Below are 20909 nucleotides of genomic sequence, written 5' to 3' on the forward strand. Positions count from 1 at the left end.
CGCCGCGATGATCCGCTAGGGAATAGGTGCAGCCCTTATGGCAGAGTTCCTTCCGTTCATCATCGCCGGCCTGGCGTCCGGTGCCGTGTACGGCCTCGCAGGGACCGGACTGGTCCTGTCCTATCGCACCTCGGGAATCCTGAACTTCGGGCACGGAGCTCTCGCCACGGTCGGCGTCTACGTGTTCTACTGGCTCCACGTCACCCTGGGCCTGCACTGGATACCGTCCGCGCTCGTCGTGATCCTCGTGGTCGGCCCTCTCCTGGGGTTGGGCATGGAGCAGCTGGCGCGGCGGCTGGCCCAGTACCGCACGTCCCTGAAGGTGCTCGCCACGGTCGGTCTTATCCTGATCGTGCAGGGCTTCGGAAGCATCCTCTACGGCAAGGAAAACTTACCGATCGAGGAGTTCCTGCCCGGAGCCACCAGCCGGATCCAAGTGGGCGGCGTCAGCTTCGCCTACAGCAACGTCATCGTCATCGGGATCTCCCTGGTGAGCGTCCTCGGGCTGTCCATCCTGCTCCGCAGGACCCGGTTGGGCCTGGCCATGAGGGCGTCTGTCGACGACCCTGACCTCCTGTCGACCAAGGGCTACGACCCGGTCCGGGTCCGGCGCTTCGCCTGGATCCTGAGCTCCAGCTTCGCCACCCTCTCGGGCCTGCTGGTGGCCCCGTCGCTGGGGTTGGACCCGACCCGACTGACGTTCTGGGTCGTCAGCGCCTTCGGTGCCGCCGCCGTGGGCCTCTTCCGTTCCATCCCGCTGACCTTCGTCGGTGGCCTCGGGATCGGCGTGCTCGGCGGTCTGGCGACGAAGCAGGAGCTCGACTGGTCGTGGCTGAGCGGCGTCTCGGAGAGTCTGCCCTTCATCGTTCTGGTTGTCGTGCTCATGGTTGTGAGCCGACGCAAGCTGGCCCCCGTGACGACCAAGGAGCCCGGCAATCCTCCGGTGTGGAGGGCGCCGGGCTCCGTGCGGCTCGTGGGGGCGGTCGTCGTCCTCGTGCTCCTGGCACTCGTCCCGTCGCTCGTCGGCACCAGGCTGCCGATCTACAGCACGGCCATGACGCAGATGATGATCTTCCTGTCACTGGGGTTGCTGGTTCGGCTGTCGGGCCAGGTCTCGCTGTGCCACGCAGTGTTCGCCGCGGTCGGTGCCGCCGCGTTTGCCCAGCTGCTCGGGGAGGGCGGGGGACTCCCGTGGCTGCTGGCCCTGCTCATCGCCGGGCTCATCGTCGTTCCGGTCGGTGCTGTCGTGGCCGTTCCGGCGATCCGGCTGACCGGCCTCTACCTGGCGTTGGCCACCTTCGGGTTCGGCATCCTTGTGCAGAAGCTTTTCTACCACAAGAACTTCATGTTCACGGAGTTGAGCAACGGCCGCCTCGTCCCGCGGCCGAGCTTCGCCGAGTCGGACTCGGAGTACTACTACCTCCTCCTCGCCTTCGTCGTCATCATCGCGGTGGTGCTGATGGTGTTGGAGCGCGCACGTCTGGGGCGCATGCTGCGGGCGCTGGGCGACTCGCCGGTCGGGCTGTCCGTGCTGGGGCTCGGCACCAACATGACGCGGGTCCTGGTCTTCTGCATCTCGGCCTTCATCGCCGGGATCGCGGGTGCGCTGTATGCAGGGTCGCTGCAGGTGGTCACGGGCGCCGAGGCCGGCTACGACTTCTTCAACTCGTTGATCCTCGTCGTCATTCTGGCGGTCGCGCCGTTTGCCTCGCTGCCGTGGTACGCGATCGTCGCCGGCCTCACGACCGTCATCCCGTCGTACTTCGCGTCGTCGGAGGCGGTCGACTGGCTCAACGCGATCTTCGGTATCGCCGCGGTGATGGTGTCGATGGAGGGTGGCCCGCGGAGCATGCCGGAGAAGGCCCGCAAGATGTTCGACCGTCTGCGGCGCGCGTCGTCGCGCAGACCCACATTCACGGAGCTCTCCGCGGAGGGCCGGCAAGCTGCGGTCGAGCGGGCCAGGCCGGACGGGTTGCTCGAGATCAAGGGCGTCACTGTCCGGTTCGGTGGTCTTGTCGCGGTCAACGAGATGACGCTCAGTGCGCCGGTCGGGCGGGTCACCGGCCTGATCGGCCCCAACGGCGCAGGTAAGAGCACGACCTTCAACGCCTGTCTCGGACTGGAGCGGCTCGCGGGCGGAGAGATCCGGCTGGACGGTTCCACCGTGTCGCGTCTGAGCCCGGCCGGCCGTGCTCGTCGTGGTCTGGGTCGCACGTTCCAGGTACCGGACCTGTTCGACTCCCTGACCGTCGGTGAGAACGTCGCCCTAGGCCGGGAGGCGGGGTTCGCGGGAGTGAACCCGCTGACCCAGCTGGCTGCGCCACCGAACGACCGCGTCGTCACGAACAACGCGGCGGTCTCCGCCATGGAGCTGTGCGGTGTCAGCGAGCTGGTCGACCGCCAGRCCGGCAGCCTGACCACGGTCGAGCGCCGGCTGGTGGAGCTCGCCCGCTGCCTGGCCGGTGACTTTCACATCCTCCTGCTCGACGAGCCGTCAGYGGGTCTCGATGCCTCCGAGTCACGTCACCTGGCGCAGGTCCTGCGCCGCGTCGTCGAGGAGCGAGGAGTAGGGATCTTGATTGTCGAGCACGACATGCCGCTGGTCATGTCGCTGTGCGAGTACATCTACGTGATGGAGTTCGGCACTCTGATCGCCGAGGGAAGGCCGGAGGTCGTGGCCGCGAGCCCGGCAGTGCAGGAGGCCTACCTCGGCTCCTCGTCGCGGTCCGAGCTCGACGCTCCGGCGATGAGCGGTACCTCGGAGTCCGACCGATGAGCGCCCCGACGACCGTCGAGGCGCCCGCGCCAGCGCCGACGGCACTCGACGTGAAGGGGATCTGGAGCGGATACGGCCAGATCACCGTCCTCCGCGATGTCGACCTGAGCGTTCCAACGGGGGCGTTCGTCGCCGTCCTCGGACCCAACGGGGCCGGCAAGACCACCCTGCTCAAGACCATTGCCGGGTTGATCCAGCCAAGTCAGGGGACGATCTCGCTGGGCGAGAAGGACGTCACCAAGCTGCGGCCGCACGCTCGGCGCCGGGAGAACCTCTGCTACATCCCCGAGGGACGTGGYATCTTCCGCTCCATGACGGTGCGGGAGAATCTCCGCCTCCAGTCGACGTCGTCGGACATCGGCGAGGTGGTGGACCTGGCGACCGAGGCGTTTCCGGTCCTGGGAAAGCGCCTGAGGCAGACCGCCGGCACGCTCAGCGGTGGCGAGCAGCAGATGCTCGCCATGGCCCAGGCCTACATCGAGAGGCCGGCGATGCTGCTCGTCGACGAGGCTTCCCTGGGTCTGGCACCGCGGATCGTCGACACGATCTTCGAGTTCTTGGTCTCGGTCAACAAGCGGGGAACGGCTGTGCTGCTCGTCGACCAGTTCATCGAGCAGGCGCTGAGCATGGCGACATGCGCTTACCTGCTGAGCCGTGGCGAGATCGTCAGGTCGGGAGACCCTTCCGAGCTCGCCGGCGACGACGTCCTGGGGCACTATCTGGGCCACACCACCGTCCAGGAGAAGTGACCTGGTGCCGGCGCGCCGTCAGGCAGGCGTCGCCGGACATGAAGCTCGACCGGACCGGGCCGAGATCCGCAGGTGCGGATCTCGGCCCGGTCCGTTCTCGTGCCGTCACATCGCCGGGGTGGGTCCGAAGCCGCTGCACGGGTGCGCCGAACTGGGCGCTGCGCAGACGAGAACACCCGACCGCGACGGCCGGGTGTTCTCGTCGGACTTGCCAGCCGATCGGTGCGGCCCGTCAGTGGCCGCCTCCGGGCACCTTGTTCGGGTCGATCCGGATGTCGATGAGGACGGGCTTGTCACGCTTGGGGAGGTGGGCCAGTGCCGCGTCGAGCTCTTCCATCGTGCGCACCGTGAAGCCCTGACCGCCGAGCGCGGTCGCGACCGGTCCGAGGTCGGGCCAGTCGAAGAGGGACAGTGCCGGATCGAGGTTGCGGCKGACGAACTGGATGTGCTCGGCGCCGAACGACCCGTCGTTGAGGATCACTACCAYCAGGTCGAGGCCGTGGCGCACCGCGGTGTTGAACTCGTTGAGGCCGCCGAGCATGAACCCGCCATCGCCCGCCACGAAGAGGGTGGGCTGGTCGGGCCGGGCGACAGCCGCGCCGAGCGCGGTGCCCATGCCCAACCCGATCGCGCCGAAATTGGTGCTCTGCACGAAGCTGGTGGGCTCTGCGACGCGAATCCCCTTCCACGCCGTGGCGAGGAACCGGCCCGCGTCGGTGACGAAGGTGCGCGCCAGGGGAAGGGCGTGCTCGAGACGGTGCACGGCCGCGGTGATGTCGACGAAGCCGTCGCCGCTGCGGTCCTCCGGTTCCTCTGCCTGCGCCTTGACGAACTCTGCCGCCACCTCGGGCGAGGCGAACCGCCGCGGGGGGATCTCCGCCTGGTCAAGTAGCTCGACGATCGCGTCGGCGACAGTGGCGGAGTCTCCGACCACGGCCGCGTCCGGCACCGTGTAGACGCCGAATGCTGCACGGTCGTGGTCGACCTGCACGACTCGACGCTTGGACAGCAGCGAACCTTCGGCCGTCGTGAACCGGTTGAGGCTGGCCCCGAAGGCGATGATGCAGTCGCTGTTGGCGATGACGTCGAGCCCTGCGCTGTGCGACAGGGTGCCGAAGATGCCCAGGTCGAAGGGCTCGCCGCGGAACAGCTCACGGGCGTTCAGGGTCGTGGCGACGGGCGCACCGAGGCGCTCCGCCAGCCGGAGCAGCGCCGCTCTCGCCGCGGGGGCCACGGCGCCTCGACCGGCGAGCACCAGCGGACGGTCCGCGCTGGCGATGATCCCGGCGGCCCGGTCCAGAGCCTCCTCGGACGGGCGTACGTCCTGGACGGGCTCCACCGCGAGTCGCCGCGGAGAGTAGTCGACCTCTTTCCACTGGAACTGCACGGGAACGTCGAGCACGATCGGCCGCCGCTCCAGCTCCGCCCGCCGCACGGCCCGCGCAAGGTCGTCGATCATGGTCCGCGGGGCCCGGACCGGCTCGAAGCCCGCCCCGGTGGAGAGCACGATCTCGCGCTGCGGTACGTCCTGCAGGTGATGGTTCACCGCCGCCTTCGTATCGCCGGCGATCAGCAGCAGCGGCCGCCGAGCCTTCACGGCCTCCACGAGCGGCGTTACCGTGTTGGTCAGGCCGGGTCCGTGGGTCACGGTGGCCACACCGAGTCCGTTGGTGGCCTGTCCGTACCCGTAGGCGGCGGCGACGGCGGTCGCCTCGCCGGCGACGGAGACGTACCGGGTGCCGGGCAGACTGTGGAACTGGTCGACGACGAAGAGGTTGCCATCGCCGATGAGGCCGAACATGGTTGTGACACCGTGCTCGAGAAGGCCGCGCGCCATGGCATCCTGAAACAGCATGTGTCGCTCCTTATTGACCACCGACGCGGCGGTGCGTTCGTTCATGGCACGTTCATCCGCGGTGGAGATCGTCGACCCTGTGGGGAAGTAACAKGGTCGGCGATGCAGCTCGGGTGATTTCGCGACGGCCGACACGGCACCGGGTTCCACCGGGGAGGCGRGTGCGGGCTGTTACCGCCTCGCGCTGCGCAGGGCGGTCTCGACGTGGTTGCGGTCGTGCCTGCCCAGCAGAGTCGGTCAGCGGCCGTCGTCGCATGCCGGGGAGTCGACGTCGACAAGGACGAGGTAGGYGACCTTGCTGAGTCAAACCCCAGGACACGTCCGAGTTTAGCGGCCACCCGCGTTTGCGCAAGTACTGTGCATAGAGCCCCGTCGCGCTGTAGCGTCCTAACGTCGCCCCGTTGCGGACGATTCCGTGCGGGCAGCGGCGCAGCAGGTGCGAGTGGGACGTGCGACCGGGTGGGAGGGCGACCGTGACTTCTGCGGAGCTGCGCCCGGTCCACACCGGTCGGGGCCGGCGCGCACGTGCCCGGGGCGTCCGACCGTGACGCCAGGGTGCCGCCGGCGCGTCGTGAGGTCTGTGGTCCCGTTACGAGCCGACCACGGAGAGCGGGTCCATCCCGCGACGCTGATGCCCGATGCGGGCACGGCGGTYGGCTGTCGAGCCGTACGAGAGGGTTGCTGAGATGGTTCTGCAGGCAGGTTCGGTCGGTCACTCGCGTCCGGCGCCCATTCCCGCCGACGCACGCTACGTCGTGGCATCGACACTGGCCCTCTCGGTCAGCGTCCGCCAGATGAAGCTGAACGCGGCGTATCTGATGAAGAACGGGAAGACGCAGAGCGAGATCGACGAGCTGCTCAAGGGCAGCGACGGCCTGGTCGACGGCGGGATCACCATCAGTGTGCTCAGCGCGGACAAGAACACCGAGTACGTCCGCCTGGACATGTTCGACGACATCCCGCACTACCACTACTTCAGCAACTGGCACGACGACGAGGCCTACACGAACTACACGATCGCGCTCGACACCGCGGCGGTGGCCGACCCGATCGACTGGGCGGTGCAGACCCTGCGGGTCCGTGCGAAGGAGATGGTCACCAGGGCCGGTGGCGAGGCGGCGGCCGCCGAGGTCGACTGGGACGTGATCCCGGGTGCGGTGGACAAGCTCGCGCAGCTGGTGGCCGAGCGGCGCGCACGCGTTCCCGTGAGCTGACGTCCCGGACACCTGTCGTTCGCACGTCGTTCGGTCCTGAGGGAGTTCGTCAGCATGCCCGATCCGCATTTCGGGAAGATCACGGATGAGAAGATTGCCGCTGTCCGGGCGCGCATCGGTGTCGACCTCGACGAGGACAACTTCCTGCCCGTCGATCCCGAGGTGGCCGCCGGCTGGCGTGCCCCTCAGCGGGCGTTCAACTCCGAGGCCACCCCGGACGCCATCCGGCACTTCGTCAACGGCTACGGCGACGACAACCCGCTGTACTGCGACCCGGAGTACGCCGAGAAGTCACGGTGGGGGCGGCTCATYGCGCCCCCGACGTTCATCTGGTCGATGCACCTGCCCCGCCCGGACGACGACATCGTGCTCGACGGCGACGACGTGCCTCCCCGCCGCCTCAAGCCCGGGCTGGCCGAGCTGTACCGCGGGGATCCGCTCCGCGGCACGGGTGCGCTCCAGTCCGACCTGCACTACGAGTTCTTCCGTCCCATCGAGCGGGGCGACCGCATCTTCACCAAGCGGTCGCTGGTGGGCGTCGAGGAGAAGATGAGCTCCTGGGGCGGCAGGACGGCCCATCTGACCTGGGCCATCGTGAGCTGGAACCAGCGCGGTGAGCTGGTCCACCTGCAGCGCGGGACGTGGATCCGCGCCGAGCGTCGTCCGACGAAGGACTCGAAGGACCGGTCGGGCGGCGAGGCCCGCGAGGTCCAGCCGGCTCCCGAGCCCTACACCGCGGAGCAGATCGAGGCCATCGAGGCGGCGTACGCGGCGGAGACCAGGCGCGGACGCGAGCCCCGGTTCTGGGAGGACGTCGAGGTCGGCGAGGAGCTGCCGTCACGGGTGAAGGGCCCGCTCCGCCTTACGGACGTGATCCTATGGCACGCCGGGTTCGGCCAGGCCTTCCCGACGTACGCCTTCCGGCTCGCGTACGAGAAACGGAAGCAGGAGCCGGGCCTGTACACGCCGAACGAGCTCAACGTCCCCGACATCGTGCAACGCATGCACTGGGACGCGGCCTGGGCCCGCAAGGTTGGCGCGGCGGAGCGCTACGACTACGGAGCCCTGCGGGAGACCTGGCTCGCGCAGCTGGTCAACGACTGGGGCGGCGACGACTCGTGGTTGGCCGGCATGCGGGTGCAGCACCGGAAGTTCAACTACGTCGGGGACACCACCTGGCTGCGCGGGCGCGTGACCGGCAGGGAGGTCGTCGGGGACCAGCACATCGCGCGCATCGAGGTGTGGTGTGAGAACCAGCGGGGCGAGGTCACGTCGCCGGGGACGGCCTCGGTCGTGCTGCCGTCGAGGACGGCGCCCGTCACGCTGCCCGAGCCCGCCGCGCGGGAGCCGCGGGCCCTGCTGCGCCACCAGATCGAGCTGCTGAAGGATCCTGCGGCGCGGCGGATGCCGAGCCTGGGCTGAGCGGTGACAGGCGCCGGACAGCACCGGTCGCCGGACACCACGACGACGAACGGGCCGGCTGAGGGTTATTCCAGCCGGCCCGTTCGTCGTTGCTCGGGTGCGATCAGAGCCGTTCGACGATCATGGCCATGCCCTGGCCTCCGCCGACACACATGGTCTCCAGGCCATACCGGCCGCCGGACTCGCTCAGCCCGTGCAGCAGCGTGGTCATGATGCGCGCACCGGTCATGCCGAACGGATGCCCGAGCGCGATGCCGCCGCCGTGCACGTTCAGTTTCTCCAGCGGGATCTCGAGCTCACGCGCGCTGCCGAGCACCTGGACGGCAAAGGCCTCGTTGATCTCGACGAGGTCGATGTCGTCCATCGTCAGCCCCGCCCGGGTCATCGCCTGGCGGGACGCCTCGATGGGGCCGAGCCCCATGATCTCCGGGTCGAGAGACGAGACACCCGTCGAGACGACCCGGCCGATTGGCTCGATGTCGAGCTCCCTGACCCGGCGCTCGCTCATCACGATCACGGCGGCGGAGCCGTCGTTCAGCGGGCACGAATTGCCGGCCGTGACGGAGCCGTCGACGCGGAACGCCGGCTTGAGCCCCGCGAGAACCTCCACGGTCGTGCCCGGCCGAGGGCCGTCGTCCCTCACGACCAGGTCTCCGTCGGGCGTCGTGACCGGAACGATCTCTGCCGCGAAGTACCCGTTCTTCTGCGACTCCGTCGCCAGCTCCTGAGAGCGGCACGCGAAGGCGTCCTGCTCCTCACGGGTGATGCCGGTCAGGCTCGCCACGTTCTCGGCGGTCTGACCCATCGTGATGTAGATGTCCGGGAGACCGCCGGGAGGCGTCCACGGCCCGGGTGCGGCGTTCGTGCGTGCCTCGGTACGCTTCCTCGCGTCCGCGAACAGCGGGTTGGCGATCTTCTCGATCGGGTCGTTGGCCGGGACCCGGCTCACGCACTCGACACCGCCGGCGATGAAGACGTCACCCTCGAGGGCCCGGATCGCGTGCGCGGCCATACGGATCGTCTGGAGCGACGAGCCGCACGCGCGAGAGACGGTGGTTCCAGGGGAGTCGACGCCGGAGAGGATCGACGCGATCCGTGCGATGTTGCCGCTCTGCTCACCGCGCGGGAGTGCCGATCCCCAGATGACGTCCTCGACCTCGTCCGGGGAGAGCGCTGGCACCTTCTCGAGGAGAGACCGGATCACCAGCGCGCTGAGGTCGTCCGGCCGACAGCCGGCCAGCGACCCCTTGTGAGCACGGCCGATCGGGGTGCGGCTCGCCGCAACGATGAACGCTTCCATGACGCTCCCTGATTATTTGTTACGCAAGTCTGTTGCGCATTTTGCCCGAGGGGGCGCGGTCGACGGTGAACCCTCCGGGACCGACCGACCTTGTCGATCACGGCGTCCCGATCCCCCTGAACCGATGCGCACCGCTCAGATCACGCCCTGGACTCATGATCCATAAGCGAGGCCAGCTGGGCACGGTGGAACGCGGCGTCCCCGAACAGCAGCTGGGCGGACTTCGCCCGCCGCAGGTACAGGTGTGCGGAGTGCTCCCACGTGAACCCGATCCCGCCGTGGATCTGGATGTTGTCCGCGGCGCAGCGGAAGAACGCGTCAGCGCTGAGGGTCTTGGCGATCTTCGCCGCGCTCGGGAGGTCGGGGGACTGTGCGTCGGCGGCCCGGCGCGCGTGGATGGCCACCGAGCGGGCGAGCTCGACCTGAACGAGCATCTCGGCGCACGCGTGCTTGATCGCCTGGAACGACCCGATCGGTCGGCCGAACTGCTCGCGCAGCTTGGCGTAGTCCACGGCATCCGAGAGGACCCGCTGGGCCCCGCCGACGGACTCCGCCGACAGTGCGACGCGTGCGAGGTCCAACACCTCGGACAGGACCGTGAGCGCCCGGCCCTCCTCGCCGACCCGCACCGCGGGCGCCTCGCGGAGGTCCACGGTCGCGAGGGGGCGGGTCATGTCAACCGTCCGCAGTCGACGCCGGGTCACGCCCGTCGCGTCGCCCTCGACCGCGAACAGGGTGGGTCCCTCCTGGGCGCGGGCGACGACGAGCAGCAGGTCTGCGGCGTGGCCGTCGATCACATAGCTCTTGCGCCCGCTGAGGTGCCACTGGTCCGGCCCGGCGGGCTCGGCGGTGGTGGAGATCCTTTCCAGCGCCCAGTCGCCGTCGTCCTCGGTGAAGGCGACCGCTCCACGGAGTTCACCGGAGAGGAGTCCGGGCAGCCAACGGGCCGTCGTCTCCGCGTCGCCCGCGCGGCGGAGCGCGGAGACGGCGAGCACGACGGACGACAGGTACGGCACGCACGCGAGCGCACCGCCGAGCTCTTCCATGACGATGCACACCTCGACGATCGAGCCGCCCGAGCCACCCTCGTCCTCGTCGACGCCGAGACCGACCAGCCCCATGTCGGCCAACAGCCGCCAGGTGCGTTCGTCGAACCCCGCCTCGCTGTCCATCGCCGCCCGGACCCGGTCCTCCGTCGCGTGCTCGCTCACGAGCGTGCGGACCGCGGAGCGCAGCTCTTCCTGCTCCGTGGTGATCTCGGTCGCCACTACCCGCACGCCCCGGCAGTCGCCTCGCGGCCATCGCCAAACATCACTCACCTAGTATACCTTCTTGGGTGACGGACTGAAGCGGTGGAGGTATTGCGCCCATGACGGACATCGGCCCCGAGTCGGAGTTCGAAGCCTGGCTCGATGCCCACTGGTCCGAGCAGCTGACGCTCCGGCAGTGGTGGGCTGCGCTGGCCGACGCGGGGTGGTCCTTCCCGTCGTGGCCGGTCGAGTGCGGCGGCCGCGGCGCGCCGGAACGGGTGAGCAGGTTGGTGCGCTCGGTGCTGGCCCGGCGCGGTGTCGTCGGCCCGCCCGACGGGTTCGCGGTGACCATGCTCGCCCCCACCCTGTTGCGCCACGGCACGGTGGAGCAGCGACAGACCCTCCTGCCGCGCATCGCCCGCGGCGACCTGACCGCGTGTCAGCTGTTCAGCGAGCCCGGTGCCGGGTCCGACCTCGCGAGCCTGCGGACGTCCGCGCGCCTCGAGGAGGGCGGCTGGGTGGTCAACGGCCAGAAGGTGTGGACCTCGCAGGCGGCCACGTCGGACATCGGGATGCTGCTGGCCCGAACCGGTTCGCCCACCGACAAGCGCGGCGGCATCACGTACCTGCTGCTCCCCATGGACCAGCCCGGTGTCGACGTGCGTCCGCTCAAGCAGATGAACGGCCAGGCCGAGTTCAACGAGGTCTTTCTGAACTCCGCCGTCGCGCCCGCCGCTGCCGTGGTCGGCGAGGTCGACGCCGGGTGGCAGGTCGCCCAAGCGACGCTGGCGGCCGAGCGTTCCTCCGGCTCGCGTCGAGGCGGTACGCCGCCGGCTGGTGTCCGGGCGGGCAGGCTCGACCAGCCCGTGGCGCAGGTCGCCCGGGCGGCCGCCGAGGAGGAGGCATCCGCGCCACGCCTGTACTCCCGCAGCGGCCGGGCGGCCCGGCGGCTCGCGATCGCCGCGGGCCGGTGGGAGGACCCGCTCGTGCGCGATCGCGTGGTCCAGCTGCACATCCTGAGCGAGGCCACCAGAGCGCTGAGCGCCCGGATGCGCCAGGATGCGCCTCCCGGCGTCGCCAACGTCGCGAAGCTCGCCGCTGCCCAGCTCGCGCGCGAGGCCCGCGACCTCGACCTGGACATCCTCGGCGCCTCCGCTCTGCTGAGCGGGCCCGACGCCCCGGTGGACGGCGAGGTCGAGCTGATGGCGCTGTCCGCGCACATGGTGTCGATCGGTGGCGGCACCGACCAGATCCAGAAGAACATCCTCGCCGAACGAATCCTGGGACTCCCGCGGGACCCGACCGAGATGCGGTGACGCGCGGCGCCCGGTCCGTCCCGGCTCTCCGGCCGGAGAGCCTGTACCGTGCCAGAACTCAATTTCGGGCCGTTGACCTGCGATTTCGCTGCCCGCCACAGTGGTGCATGATCGTGGTTCATGGTGGTGCGGTTGACGTATCTGGCGATGGTCAGGGTGTTCGGCTGGCTGGTCCTGCTGACGCGCAGCGACGCGGCGCGGGCGGCGGAACTGCTGGTGCTGCGGCATGAGGTCTCGGTCCTACGCCGCCAGGTCGGTCGGCCCCGGTTGACCTGGCCCGACCGCGCCATCCTGGCCGCATTGGCCCGGTTGCTGCCCCGGCAGGTCAGGTCATACCGCCTGGTGACCCCGGCGACGTTGCTGGCGTGGCATCGCCGCCTGGTTCGCCGACGGTGGACCTACCCGCACCGGATGGGCCGCCCGCCGGTAGATGAGGAGCTGCGGGCTCTGGTGATCCGCCTGGCCCGCGACAACCCCACCTGGGGTCATCGCCGGGTCCAGGGCGAGCTGCTCGGCCTGGGGTATCGGATCGGCGCGGGCACGGTCCGTCGGATCCTCGCCGGCGCCGGTCTCGGCCCGGCGCCGCGCCGCCACGCCGACACCAGTTGGCGCGCCTTCCTGCGAGCCCAGGCCGCTGGCCTGCTGGCCACCGACTTCTTCCATCTCGACACCATCGCGCTGCGCCGGCTGTACGTCCTGTTCGTGATGGAGATCCAGACGCGCCGCGTCCACATCCTCGGCGTGACCGCCCACCCGACCGAAGCCTGGGTCACTCAACAGGCACGCCAACTCGTCATGGACCTCGATGGGCGGCTCGACGGGTTCCGGTTCCTGATCCGCGACCGGGACGCGAAATACACGAGATCGTTCGACGACGTGTTCGCCGCCGACGGCATCCAGGTCGTGAAAACTCCACCGCGGACGCCGCGGGCGAACTGCTACGCCGAACGGTTCATCCGCTCCGTCCGCCAGGAGTGCACCGACAAGATCCTCCTCTACGGTGAGCGCCACGCCACCGCCGTGCTCGACGAGTACGCCCGCCACTTCAATGACCATCGTCCTCATCAAGGACGAGACCAGCGCCCACCGAACCACGACCCAGCCACCGTCGTCGTACCTCTCGACCGCCCGATCCGCCGCCGCAAGATCCTCGATGGCGTGWTCAACCAGTACCACCGCGTTGCGTGAGCGAACAGCAAAACCGCAGGTCAAACCTCTGAATCGACTTTTGGCACGCTACCGGCTTTATGGGGTGTATCGGTCAGYCGTCGCCGTGGAAGGCTCGTTTCTCGTGCCGAGGGATTGTAGGGATCGCGGATTGATGAGCAATCGGCCTTGTAGTTGAGCACTACATGAGCACCGGTCATGGGCTATTCGAGCAGTGACTCGCGGTAACAGCGGCGGCCACGCGGAGCTAGCCGGTTCAGGCGTCGGCCTCACCCACGGGCAAGCGCTCGACCTGGCGTTTCTGTTCGCCGGGACATTCGCCGGAACTTACCGGGACCGCCGCTGAAACTCAGGCTCCGTGGCGATGCCCCCAAGACGGAGGGCCTCCTCGATCTCGCTGAGCTTCGCCCCGGACAGCACTCCCGCCCGCTCGATCACGTCCTGTTCCGTCACGGTGGCCAGCCACGTRCAGGGGGTGAAGCCCGGACGGGGGAAGGCGACCCGTACGACCCCTTCGAGAGGCAGCCCCTCGGCGGCACCCACGGTCACTTCGAGGCCGAAGTCGGTGATGTCGATGGTGACCGGATCGACGATCTGCATCGCCCGGAACTCGGCGTTCGCCCCTTCCGACAGCAGGACGACAGGTCGCCGCTCACCGAAATCGGCCCACCAGACTTCGCCACGTCGCATCGGTAGTCCTCGGGTAGGGAGGAGGGGCCACGCCCGCGCGTGGTCCGGATTGATCATTTTATCACCGGCAGCTCGGCTGCGGTCACGGCGAGGCCACGCCCTCGGCCCGGAGGGCCTATCGTGACGCCAACCAGCCGGCCCTCGGCCTACTCGACGCGCCACGAACAGCGACCGGCCACAATCGGTAACAACCAGTCATCGAGATCAGCCGCCTGCACGTCACGACTGCTCAACTATCCCGCCGGGCACGCGCCGAAAACTGCTCAACTACCCCTCGCGGACGCAGGCCGAAATGCTCACTTATCCGCGTTCCCTACAGGGATGCTGGCTGGAGCCCGCGAGTCAGCCCGTCGGCTGCGGCGGCGGCTCGGGCGCCTGACCGGGTTCGGTATTCGGGGGCGCGTCCAGCATGAGAGTCCGTGCGAGGTCGGGATACTCGTTGCGGATAATCGTCAGTACCTGTGCCTCAAGGACCGGCGGCTCTTCGTGGGCGATTTTCCAGACCACGGCCCAGTCGACGCCGAAGTATCGATGGATCGCGAGGTTCCTGAACGCGCGGATCTGCCGCCAGGCCACGTCGGGATACCGGTCGCGCAGGTCATCCGGCAGCGAGCTGGCGATCTCGCCGAGCAGCAGCATCCGATACAGCACCGCGTCACGCAGGACCCGGTCGGTGTCCCAACGCTCCCGGGTCACGTCTTCCAGATAGTCCTGGACAGCGCGCACATTGTCTACGAGATCGACGAGGTAGAGCTCGTCATGCCGCATACAGGACCTGGGCGTCGTGCAGTACCTCGTCCCGGATCACTCGGTGCAGCCCGTCCTTCGCGACCAGGTCGACAGGTCTGCCGAAGAGCTTCTCCAGGTCGTCCTGGAGGTCGAAATAGGACATACCAAGGTCGTTGCCCGGAGCCCGGACGTACAGAATGTCGACGTCGCTGGTTGGACCGGCGGAACCACGCGCTACGGACCCGAAGACCGCCAGCTCGGCGATCCCGTATCTGCGACACAGGGCGGCAAGCCGCGGGCGGAGGGCCTGGATCTCGTCCAGGGTCATCGTGCCGCCCTCCCTTCGTCGAACAGCGAGTTTCAGTCTACGACGATCAACCCTGCCCGCACCGGCCAGGCACAGGGTCGAGGCATGCCTTCCGAGCTTCGGTCATTGATCCGGTCGCGGCTGGTCTTCCTCGTCGAGGGTTCGAGCCTGGTGTCCTGTTCGTCCTGTGCGCACCGCGGTGGTGATCATGCTGTTGCTGGTGTCGAGGCCGCGGTCTGCGGGCTTGGGCTGGTGGATGTGGGCGCTGCTGGGCTGCTGGGGGTCGGTGGGGTGGGGGTGTTGGGGCGGGTGATGCCGGTGATGGTGAGGGTGATCAGGGTCTGGGTGGGGCAGCCGGCGGAGGCTGTGGTGGTGAGGGTGACGGTGATGGTGGTGGTGTGGCCGGGGGTGGTGAGGTGGTCGAGGGGGAGGCGGGTGAGCAGGGTGTCGCGGGTCGGTGGTGTGGTGGGGATGGTGGTGTCGGTGGTGGTGAGGGTGTGGCTGGTGGTGTCGCGGGCTTCGGCGTGAATGACTGTCGTCAGATCCGTGGCGGTGGTGTAGCGGCCGGTGATGTCGAGGGTGGCGGTGTTGGTTGTCGCGGCGAGGGTGCTGGTGGTCAGGGTGACCGTCGGGCAGGTTGGGGTTGTGGCGATGGGTGAGGCAGGTGGGGCTGTCGGGGTAATTGATCGCGGTGTCAGGTCGRTGATCGGGAAGGGTGTGGCCGGCGGACTGGGGAGGGTGTTGGGCGGTGTCGGGTTCGGGGTTGGTGTCGGGCTGGGTTGGGGGTTGGTGATGGGGGTGGTGTTGGTGTAGCCGGTGGTCCAGGCGAGGACGGCGCGGACGTAGGTGTCGGAGGGGTTGTAGGCGTAGATGGCGGTGTAGAGGTGGGTGGGGTTGGCGAGGTCGCGTCCGTGGGCGCAGAGGTAGGCGGCGGTGGTGAGGGTGGCGTCGTCGATGTTGTTCGGGTTCTTGGCGGTGTCGTGGTTGGCGTCGCGGCCGGCGGCGGTCCAGGTACCGGGGAGGAACTGCATCGGGCCGACGGCCCGGTCGTAGGTGGTGTCGTGGTCGAAGGTGCCGTGGTCGGTGTCGCGGATGCGGGCGAAACCGCTCGCGCCGTCGAGGCGGGGGCCGAGGATGGCCGGGGTGATGGTGCCATCGGGGGTGATGGTGCGTCCGGTGGCGTGATTGGTTTCGATCTTGCCGATGCCGGCGAGGAGTTGCCAGCGCAGGTGACAGCCGGGTTGTTCGGTAGCCAGGGTGGTGGCGGCCTGCTGGTAGGCGGCCAGGACGCGGGCGGGGATCTGGCGTTCGGTGGCGGTGAGCCGGACCAGGCCGGTGGTGATGGCGGGGGAGGCGGCGGCGGTCGCGAGGCTGTCGGTGGGGACCTGTCCCGCCGGGCCGGCGCCTTGGTCTGCGAGGGCGGCGGGGAGGGCGCGTGGGCCGAGTGGGGGTAGGGCGTAGCCGCTGTCCGTGGCGGGTGGGGAGGTCGAGGTGTGGTGCTTGTCGGTGTCGAGGGGGGCGTCGGCGCCGGAGAGCAGTGCGATGAGCAGGGCTGGGATTCCGAGGGCGGGCAGGCCGATGGCGTGGAGCAGGCCGTTCGTGCGTGTCCGCGATCGGTGACGGCGATGCCGGCTGAAGCGTTCCCGTTTTTGTAGACAGCTATTTAACTATGCCGCCGATACGGCCTCTCTGTCAAATTTCTCCTCGTACTCGGCGGGCGTCGTATACCCGATGGTGGAATGTAGCCGTCTGCGGTTGTAGTACGTCTCGATGTAGTCGAAGACACCGGCGCGGAGCTGCCCCAGGCCGGCGAAGGCGTGGAGGTGGATGAACTCCTTCTTGAGGGTTGCCCAGAAGGACTCGGCAGCGGCATTGTCATAGCAGATACCGGTCCGACCGACCGAGTTCCTGATCCTTTTCTTCCTGCAGAACCTGACGAACCGGCGGCTGGTGTACTGGCTGCCGCGGTCGGCRTGGAAGACGACACCGGCGGGTGGCCGGCGGCGGGCGATCGCCATCTTCAACGCGTCGAGGACCAGGTCGGTCTCCATATGGTCGGCGACGGCCCAGCCGACCACTTTCCGGGAGAACGCGTCGATGACCGAGGCGATATAACGGCGCTGCCACCAACGCGGTTGCATGACCTGCGTCATAACGCGGCCAGCGTGGTCTACCACGCCACCCGCGACATGAAGGCCGTCTCCGACATGCTCGGCCACTCGTCGATCCAGATCACCGGCGACATCTACACCACGCTGTTCGAGGAAGCGAGACGAGACGCGGCGGAGGCCGCCGCGAAAATCGTTCCCCGTACCCGCCGCCCCGCAGGCTGGGACGAGCTCATCGACGACGCGCCCGACAATGACGGGCCGGAACCCGAAGAGTTCGACATCGGCCTATGACCAACACCACTTCGTGTGGTCGAGACCGGCCAGTGTCGTCGCAGACAGACCATCGGGCAAAGAGTGAAACGACCGACTCTGTGGTGCGGGCTTATAACCGCAGCGCTGTCAAATGGCGATGCGGCATCCGGCTGGCTTTCTTCTGCGCGCACCAGATCTGCAGTGCCCGGACGGCCAGCCGGAGGCGTCCGCACCGCCGCTACGGTGCGTAGCTGACGGGCGAGGGTCCCGGAATGGTTGCTGCCGCAACGTACCCGGTTCGTACCCGGAACGCCCCTCGGGACCCCTTATTGATCTTTGGGGGTTGTCGCGTTGCGAGGAAAACCGCAGGTCAGACGCTTGTGGGGCGGGTGGGGCTCGAACCCACGACCGGAGGATTATGAGATTCCCGAATACTCGTCTGTAGTCGTCCACCGACGTCCGCCGGTCCAGGTCGGGCGGCCGTCGGTTTCCGTAGACGTCCATCCTCATCCGCTGCTGTCTGCCGGCTTGGCTGCCAGCCTGGCTACCATTGGCTGGAGTAGGTGTCACCGCGCGGCATGATCGCGATCAGTCACTGACTCTGTACCACGACGGCCGGTGGGCACAGGTCCCCGTTGGCAAGCCGACCCGTACCGCAGGTGCGCTAGCGCCGAGGAACGGAAGCAGCGCGGCAGCTCGTTCTTGACCTGCGGTTTAAGAGGAGAGGCAGGCCGTCCGACGACGTCCACAGGCGTGCGTGCCGCTCGTCCGGTAGCACGTCGAGTCCGTTGACGTCCGCCATCGTCCAAGGCCGTCCGCCGGCGTGGGTACACGCTTGGGTGCAGTACCCACCCTGTCCTGGTCGCCAGACCGCGGACCCGGAGGCCAAAGACCTCCGGGCAGGTCGGTCGACACCGCTTGATCCGTCGTTTGACTTGCTTCTTCCAGGGACGTTCGCGCGAGGCGGCTGTAAAGATGGCTGCACCTGGCGAGCCAGGGCGCAGCCGCCATATTACATATTAGACAGACGCCCGCCAATCAAATCTATATGCTTAATCGCCGGATTGCATGTAATCCATGAGCCGGACCTTAAGAATTAGCGCAGTGCTCGCACCATGAGTGATCATGCCTTCGAGCGCCATTTTTACCGCAGTATCGAGCCCGACTCGGACCGGCTCTATCTCCTCGCCTGAGTCTAGGTTTCGCGCTCCCTCAGTCAAATCTTGCGCGAGAAAGAGATAATTTTTTGATCGAACAATGCTCGTAAAGGGATCGATGTGCCCTAGATCTGTCCACGTAGATGCCGTTAGGCCCATCTCTTCTTTCAACTCCCTACGTGCGGCTTGCAGCGGATCTTCTCCCTCTTCGATCGCGCCGCTGACAAGCTCCAGCGTATGTCGCTCGACACCGTACCTATATTCACGAGCCAGGAATGTTTCCCCGTCTTCGGTCAACGCCAGGACCGTAACACCATCTTTCATCTCGACAACGCCAAACGTTCCGCCGCCTCCATCAGCTCTTATCACCTTGTCTTCGGTGACCGAGAGCCACGGATTTTCGTAGACGAGACGGGAAGTAAGGAGCCTGAACGGTGATTTCGAGTTCAATGTAGTCATGAGGTGACCTCTTTGCATCAGACCGGGGTTTAGTTTGAGAACTTCCCCGCGGGTGAACGGCGGAGTTCGAGAATCGCCTTTTTTGCGGTTACACTAATTAGATTCTCGTCCTCAATCTCCGAAAGTGCAACGATCGCAGCTCCCACGCCCTCACGAACGTTAATCTCCGTCACATCGATAGGTTTCGAGTAGACAAAAAAAGTGCAGAGAGTGAGACTGCCGTCATTCTCGCGCTTCGGAAGCTCGCAAAGATTCTGCAATTCGTCAGCGTGTATTTCGATATCGAGTTCCTCGTGCGCCTCGCGCATCGCAGTTTCGACCGGAGTCTCGTCCGATTCTCCCGTACCACCGAATGCCGTAAGCATTCCTGGATTTACTATTCCAGGCTTATTGTCCCTTCGCTGGAGCACAACCTGCCGCTCGGCGGTAAGGAAAATAATTCCAGAGTATTGACGGTCGATGCGTTCGGGCATGTTGACCTCATTCGATTTGAACCTCGACGAGCCCTGGGTTGCAGTGTAGCAGTAGACATTTTTCGGACTGCTGAACGATCATACCAGGCTCGCCGCGCGACAGATCGCTCAGCACCGTCAACGAGCGGACCTCTCGCAACGTGCCACCGATCTCAATCCAAACCGGGCCGTAGGGGTAGTCGAAGGCACGAAATACTCTTTGATTGTAATCAGCCGATGAGATTCCTCGAATCTGCGCATCGCTAGCACCGAGTCTGCGTCTGGGTCCACGGTCTAGACGAAACGTCTCAGGTAATGTGAGATCTGCCAAGTCCTCCTGCTCGCCTAGCCAAGCCCCTAAATTCTCATGCGCCTTGATGCAAGCAAAGTAAAGGTCACGGCATGTCCATGTTTGATCAATTCGAATTTTCTCGGACCACAAGACTGACCCGGCATCCGGTTCTGTAGTCAACTCGAATAGACAAAGAGCGGTAGACGATGCGCCTTCCAGAAAGGTCCACGATATTGGTGATTGACCGCGACCGTATGGGAGCGGCGAGGGATGCGTGCCAAGAAAGGTCGGTGCACCATCCGGGCGCAATTGCGCCAGCTTTGCGCTGACTTGATTTACATCGATCATCCAACGCCAACCTGCGGCCACAATTACATCCGGGATTGACGCCTCTAGGTAGTCCGACTCGCGAAGTAGATTTCCTCCCGGCGACGTACGGAGACCGAGACCGAGATCTCCATCTCGCTGGGCTTCGGTAAAATAGTTGACAATCTGGTCGTCGATACGTCTGTTGGGCCCAACGATTGCGCCGATCTCAACAGTAGGGTTTGCTGTCCTGGTTTTTAGGGTTTTGTGCAGCGCCACGCCATAACGATTCGCCGAAACAATAACAATTCTCATGGAAGATCGATTCTTTGTCGGAGACGTCCAAGATACTCAGCTTGATGTCTGAAGTGGTAGGCGTCGACGAGCGAAGCTACATCCGCAAATTCTGCTTCGATTCCTATTCTGTCACGCATCGCCAGCCTAAGATCGAGGAGAACTATCCTCAGTTGCACTCTCTGGAGAGGCGTCCGGGTCGCCTGTTGATCGAGCGAGGAGAGGACGCTAGCTGCTTCATCCAAGCGATTACCCCTCATGAGGGATATCGCGAGTTTCGAACTTGTGGCAATAAAAAGAGATGCATCACCGGAATGCGCCGCGTCGTCGCGAAGCCTGCCGAGTGCTGACTGCGCGGTGGCCAGATCACCCTCTTTCGTCGCGACGGTTGATTCCCTAATTTGCACGCGCCTTGCGAAGTTTTGTAGGTGAAGTGACTCGGCAATCACCCGGGCAATCGCGTACTGGTGGGCCGCCGCAGGTAGGCGATTTGCCATTTCATTGGTCGCGGCAAGATACAGAGTGGACTGTGCAACATAGAGTGGTTCATCAAACTCTTGATAGGCGCGTTTCAGATGCGCAAATATGCGACGCGCTTCACCGCGTTGGGCGGGCTGGCCATGATCTCTCAGGATGTTGCCGGCCGCCATCATGGCCCGAAGTCGAATTTCGTATCGCCGCGAGCTATTTAATTCGCGAGCGCGTCGGGCAACGGTCCGTAGCTCCTTGACCGCTAGATCGGGGTCGGCCGTAGCATAGACTAGAGCTTCGTCGATCGTTGTATTTAGCGCCCACTCGAGTTGTTTCTTGG

20 protein-coding genes are annotated in these 20909 nt (G+C 66.6%); 8 read left to right on the forward strand and 12 right to left on the reverse strand.

The window, feature by feature from the left end:
* The first annotated feature begins 37 nt into the window (after positions 1–37).
* Together BL253_RS25225 and BL253_RS25230 are read left to right on the forward strand one after the other, a co-directional pair.
* Positions 38–2776: an ABC transporter permease subunit gene (locus BL253_RS25225; protein WP_076819704.1), complete on the forward strand. Its 2739-nt coding sequence runs from the start codon at positions 38–40 to the stop codon at positions 2774–2776.
* Positions 2773–3525: an ABC transporter ATP-binding protein gene (locus BL253_RS25230; RefSeq protein WP_076819705.1), complete on the forward strand. Its 753-nt coding sequence runs from the start codon at positions 2773–2775 to the stop codon at positions 3523–3525. The genes BL253_RS25225 and BL253_RS25230 overlap by 4 nt, the downstream gene beginning before the upstream one ends.
* A 232-nt stretch (positions 3526–3757) precedes the next feature.
* Here BL253_RS25230 and BL253_RS25235 read toward each other — a convergent pair whose 3' ends face one another.
* Positions 3758–5380: a thiamine pyrophosphate-binding protein gene (locus tag BL253_RS25235; RefSeq protein WP_076819754.1), complete on the reverse strand. Its 1623-nt coding sequence runs from the start codon at positions 5378–5380 to the stop codon at positions 3758–3760.
* A gap of 755 nt (positions 5381–6135) precedes the next feature.
* On the opposite strand from BL253_RS25235, the gene BL253_RS25240 reads away from it, so the two are divergent.
* Together BL253_RS25240 and BL253_RS25245 are read left to right on the forward strand one after the other, a co-directional pair.
* The gene (locus BL253_RS25240; protein WP_131831567.1) at positions 6136–6594 is read left to right on the forward strand and encodes a DUF7700 domain-containing protein; all 459 of its coding nucleotides are present in this window, start codon (positions 6136–6138) and stop codon (positions 6592–6594) included.
* Positions 6595–6648: 54 nt separating this feature from the next.
* Complete coding sequence (locus BL253_RS25245; protein WP_076819708.1) at positions 6649–8016, forward strand: FAS1-like dehydratase domain-containing protein; 1368 nt, start codon at positions 6649–6651, stop codon at positions 8014–8016.
* 103 nt (positions 8017–8119) lie between these two features.
* Here BL253_RS25245 and BL253_RS25250 read toward each other — a convergent pair whose 3' ends face one another.
* Both BL253_RS25250 and BL253_RS25255 read right to left on the reverse strand, forming a co-directional pair.
* Positions 8120–9316: an acetyl-CoA C-acetyltransferase gene (locus tag BL253_RS25250; protein ID WP_076819710.1), complete on the reverse strand. Its 1197-nt coding sequence runs from the start codon at positions 9314–9316 to the stop codon at positions 8120–8122.
* Positions 9317–9456: 140 nt separating this feature from the next.
* A complete protein-coding gene (locus BL253_RS25255) occupies positions 9457–10593 on the reverse strand; it encodes an acyl-CoA dehydrogenase family protein (protein ID WP_338013749.1) in 1137 nt (378 codons plus the stop codon).
* A gap of 92 nt (positions 10594–10685) precedes the next feature.
* On the opposite strand from BL253_RS25255, the gene BL253_RS25260 reads away from it, so the two are divergent.
* The gene (locus BL253_RS25260; RefSeq protein WP_076819714.1) at positions 10686–11882 is read left to right on the forward strand and encodes an acyl-CoA dehydrogenase family protein; all 1197 of its coding nucleotides are present in this window, start codon (positions 10686–10688) and stop codon (positions 11880–11882) included.
* 120 nt (positions 11883–12002) lie between these two features.
* Positions 12003–13070 carry an integrase core domain-containing protein gene (locus tag BL253_RS25265; protein ID WP_076819716.1) on the forward strand — a complete coding sequence of 356 codons (1068 nt, stop codon included), beginning with the start codon at positions 12003–12005 and terminating at the stop codon, positions 13068–13070.
* 306 nt (positions 13071–13376) lie between these two features.
* On the opposite strand, the gene BL253_RS25270 is transcribed toward BL253_RS25265, so the two are convergent.
* The 4 genes from BL253_RS25270 to BL253_RS42445 form a co-directional block, all read right to left on the reverse strand.
* Positions 13377–13739 (reverse strand): type II toxin-antitoxin system PemK/MazF family toxin, encoded by a 363-nt coding sequence (locus BL253_RS25270; protein WP_076819718.1) that lies wholly within the window; start codon positions 13737–13739, stop codon positions 13377–13379.
* A gap of 342 nt (positions 13740–14081) precedes the next feature.
* Positions 14082–14507: a HepT-like ribonuclease domain-containing protein gene (locus BL253_RS25275; RefSeq protein ID WP_076819720.1), complete on the reverse strand. Its 426-nt coding sequence runs from the start codon at positions 14505–14507 to the stop codon at positions 14082–14084.
* The gene (locus BL253_RS25280) at positions 14497–14796 is read right to left on the reverse strand and encodes a nucleotidyltransferase family protein (RefSeq protein WP_076819722.1); all 300 of its coding nucleotides are present in this window, start codon (positions 14794–14796) and stop codon (positions 14497–14499) included. The genes BL253_RS25275 and BL253_RS25280 overlap by 11 nt, the downstream gene beginning before the upstream one ends.
* Before the next feature lie 185 nt (positions 14797–14981).
* Entirely contained in the window at positions 14982–15806 is an 825-nt protein-coding gene (locus BL253_RS42445) for a lytic transglycosylase domain-containing protein (protein ID WP_076819724.1), read from the reverse strand.
* Positions 15807–15836: 30 nt separating this feature from the next.
* On the opposite strand from BL253_RS42445, the gene BL253_RS25290 reads away from it, so the two are divergent.
* Positions 15837–16229: a hypothetical protein gene (locus BL253_RS25290; protein ID WP_131831568.1), complete on the forward strand. Its 393-nt coding sequence runs from the start codon at positions 15837–15839 to the stop codon at positions 16227–16229.
* 213 nt (positions 16230–16442) lie between these two features.
* Here the strand turns inward: BL253_RS25290 and BL253_RS25295 are convergent, their stop codons facing one another.
* On the reverse strand, positions 16443–16928 hold the full coding sequence (locus BL253_RS25295) for an IS3 family transposase (protein ID WP_338013750.1): 486 nt from the start codon (positions 16926–16928) through the stop codon (positions 16443–16445).
* Between BL253_RS25295 and BL253_RS25300 the strand changes: the two genes are divergently transcribed.
* Positions 16827–17177, forward strand: a complete 351-nt coding sequence (locus BL253_RS25300; RefSeq protein WP_081438683.1) for a tyrosine-type recombinase/integrase — start codon at positions 16827–16829, stop codon at positions 17175–17177. The genes BL253_RS25295 and BL253_RS25300 overlap by 102 nt on opposite strands.
* 1013 nt (positions 17178–18190) lie before the next feature.
* Here the strand turns inward: BL253_RS25300 and BL253_RS25305 are convergent.
* The 4 genes from BL253_RS25305 to BL253_RS42450 all read right to left on the reverse strand — a co-directional run.
* Positions 18191–18754 (reverse strand): NUDIX domain-containing protein, encoded by a 564-nt coding sequence (locus BL253_RS25305; protein ID WP_076819729.1) that lies wholly within the window; start codon positions 18752–18754, stop codon positions 18191–18193.
* Between the two features lie 29 nt (positions 18755–18783).
* A complete protein-coding gene (locus tag BL253_RS25310; RefSeq protein ID WP_076819731.1) occupies positions 18784–19227 on the reverse strand; it encodes an NUDIX domain-containing protein in 444 nt (147 codons plus the stop codon).
* 7 nt (positions 19228–19234) lie between these two features.
* A complete protein-coding gene (locus BL253_RS25315; protein WP_081438680.1) occupies positions 19235–20119 on the reverse strand; it encodes a formyltransferase family protein in 885 nt (294 codons plus the stop codon).
* Positions 20116–20909 (reverse strand): hypothetical protein (locus BL253_RS42450; protein ID WP_158230416.1); only part of this gene is annotated, 794 nt, incomplete at its 5' end. The genes BL253_RS25315 and BL253_RS42450, both read right to left, overlap by 4 nt.

This window comes from Pseudofrankia asymbiotica (assembly GCF_001983105.1).
GTDB classification, from domain to species: Bacteria; Actinomycetota; Actinomycetes; order Frankiales; family Frankiaceae; genus Pseudofrankia; species Pseudofrankia asymbiotica.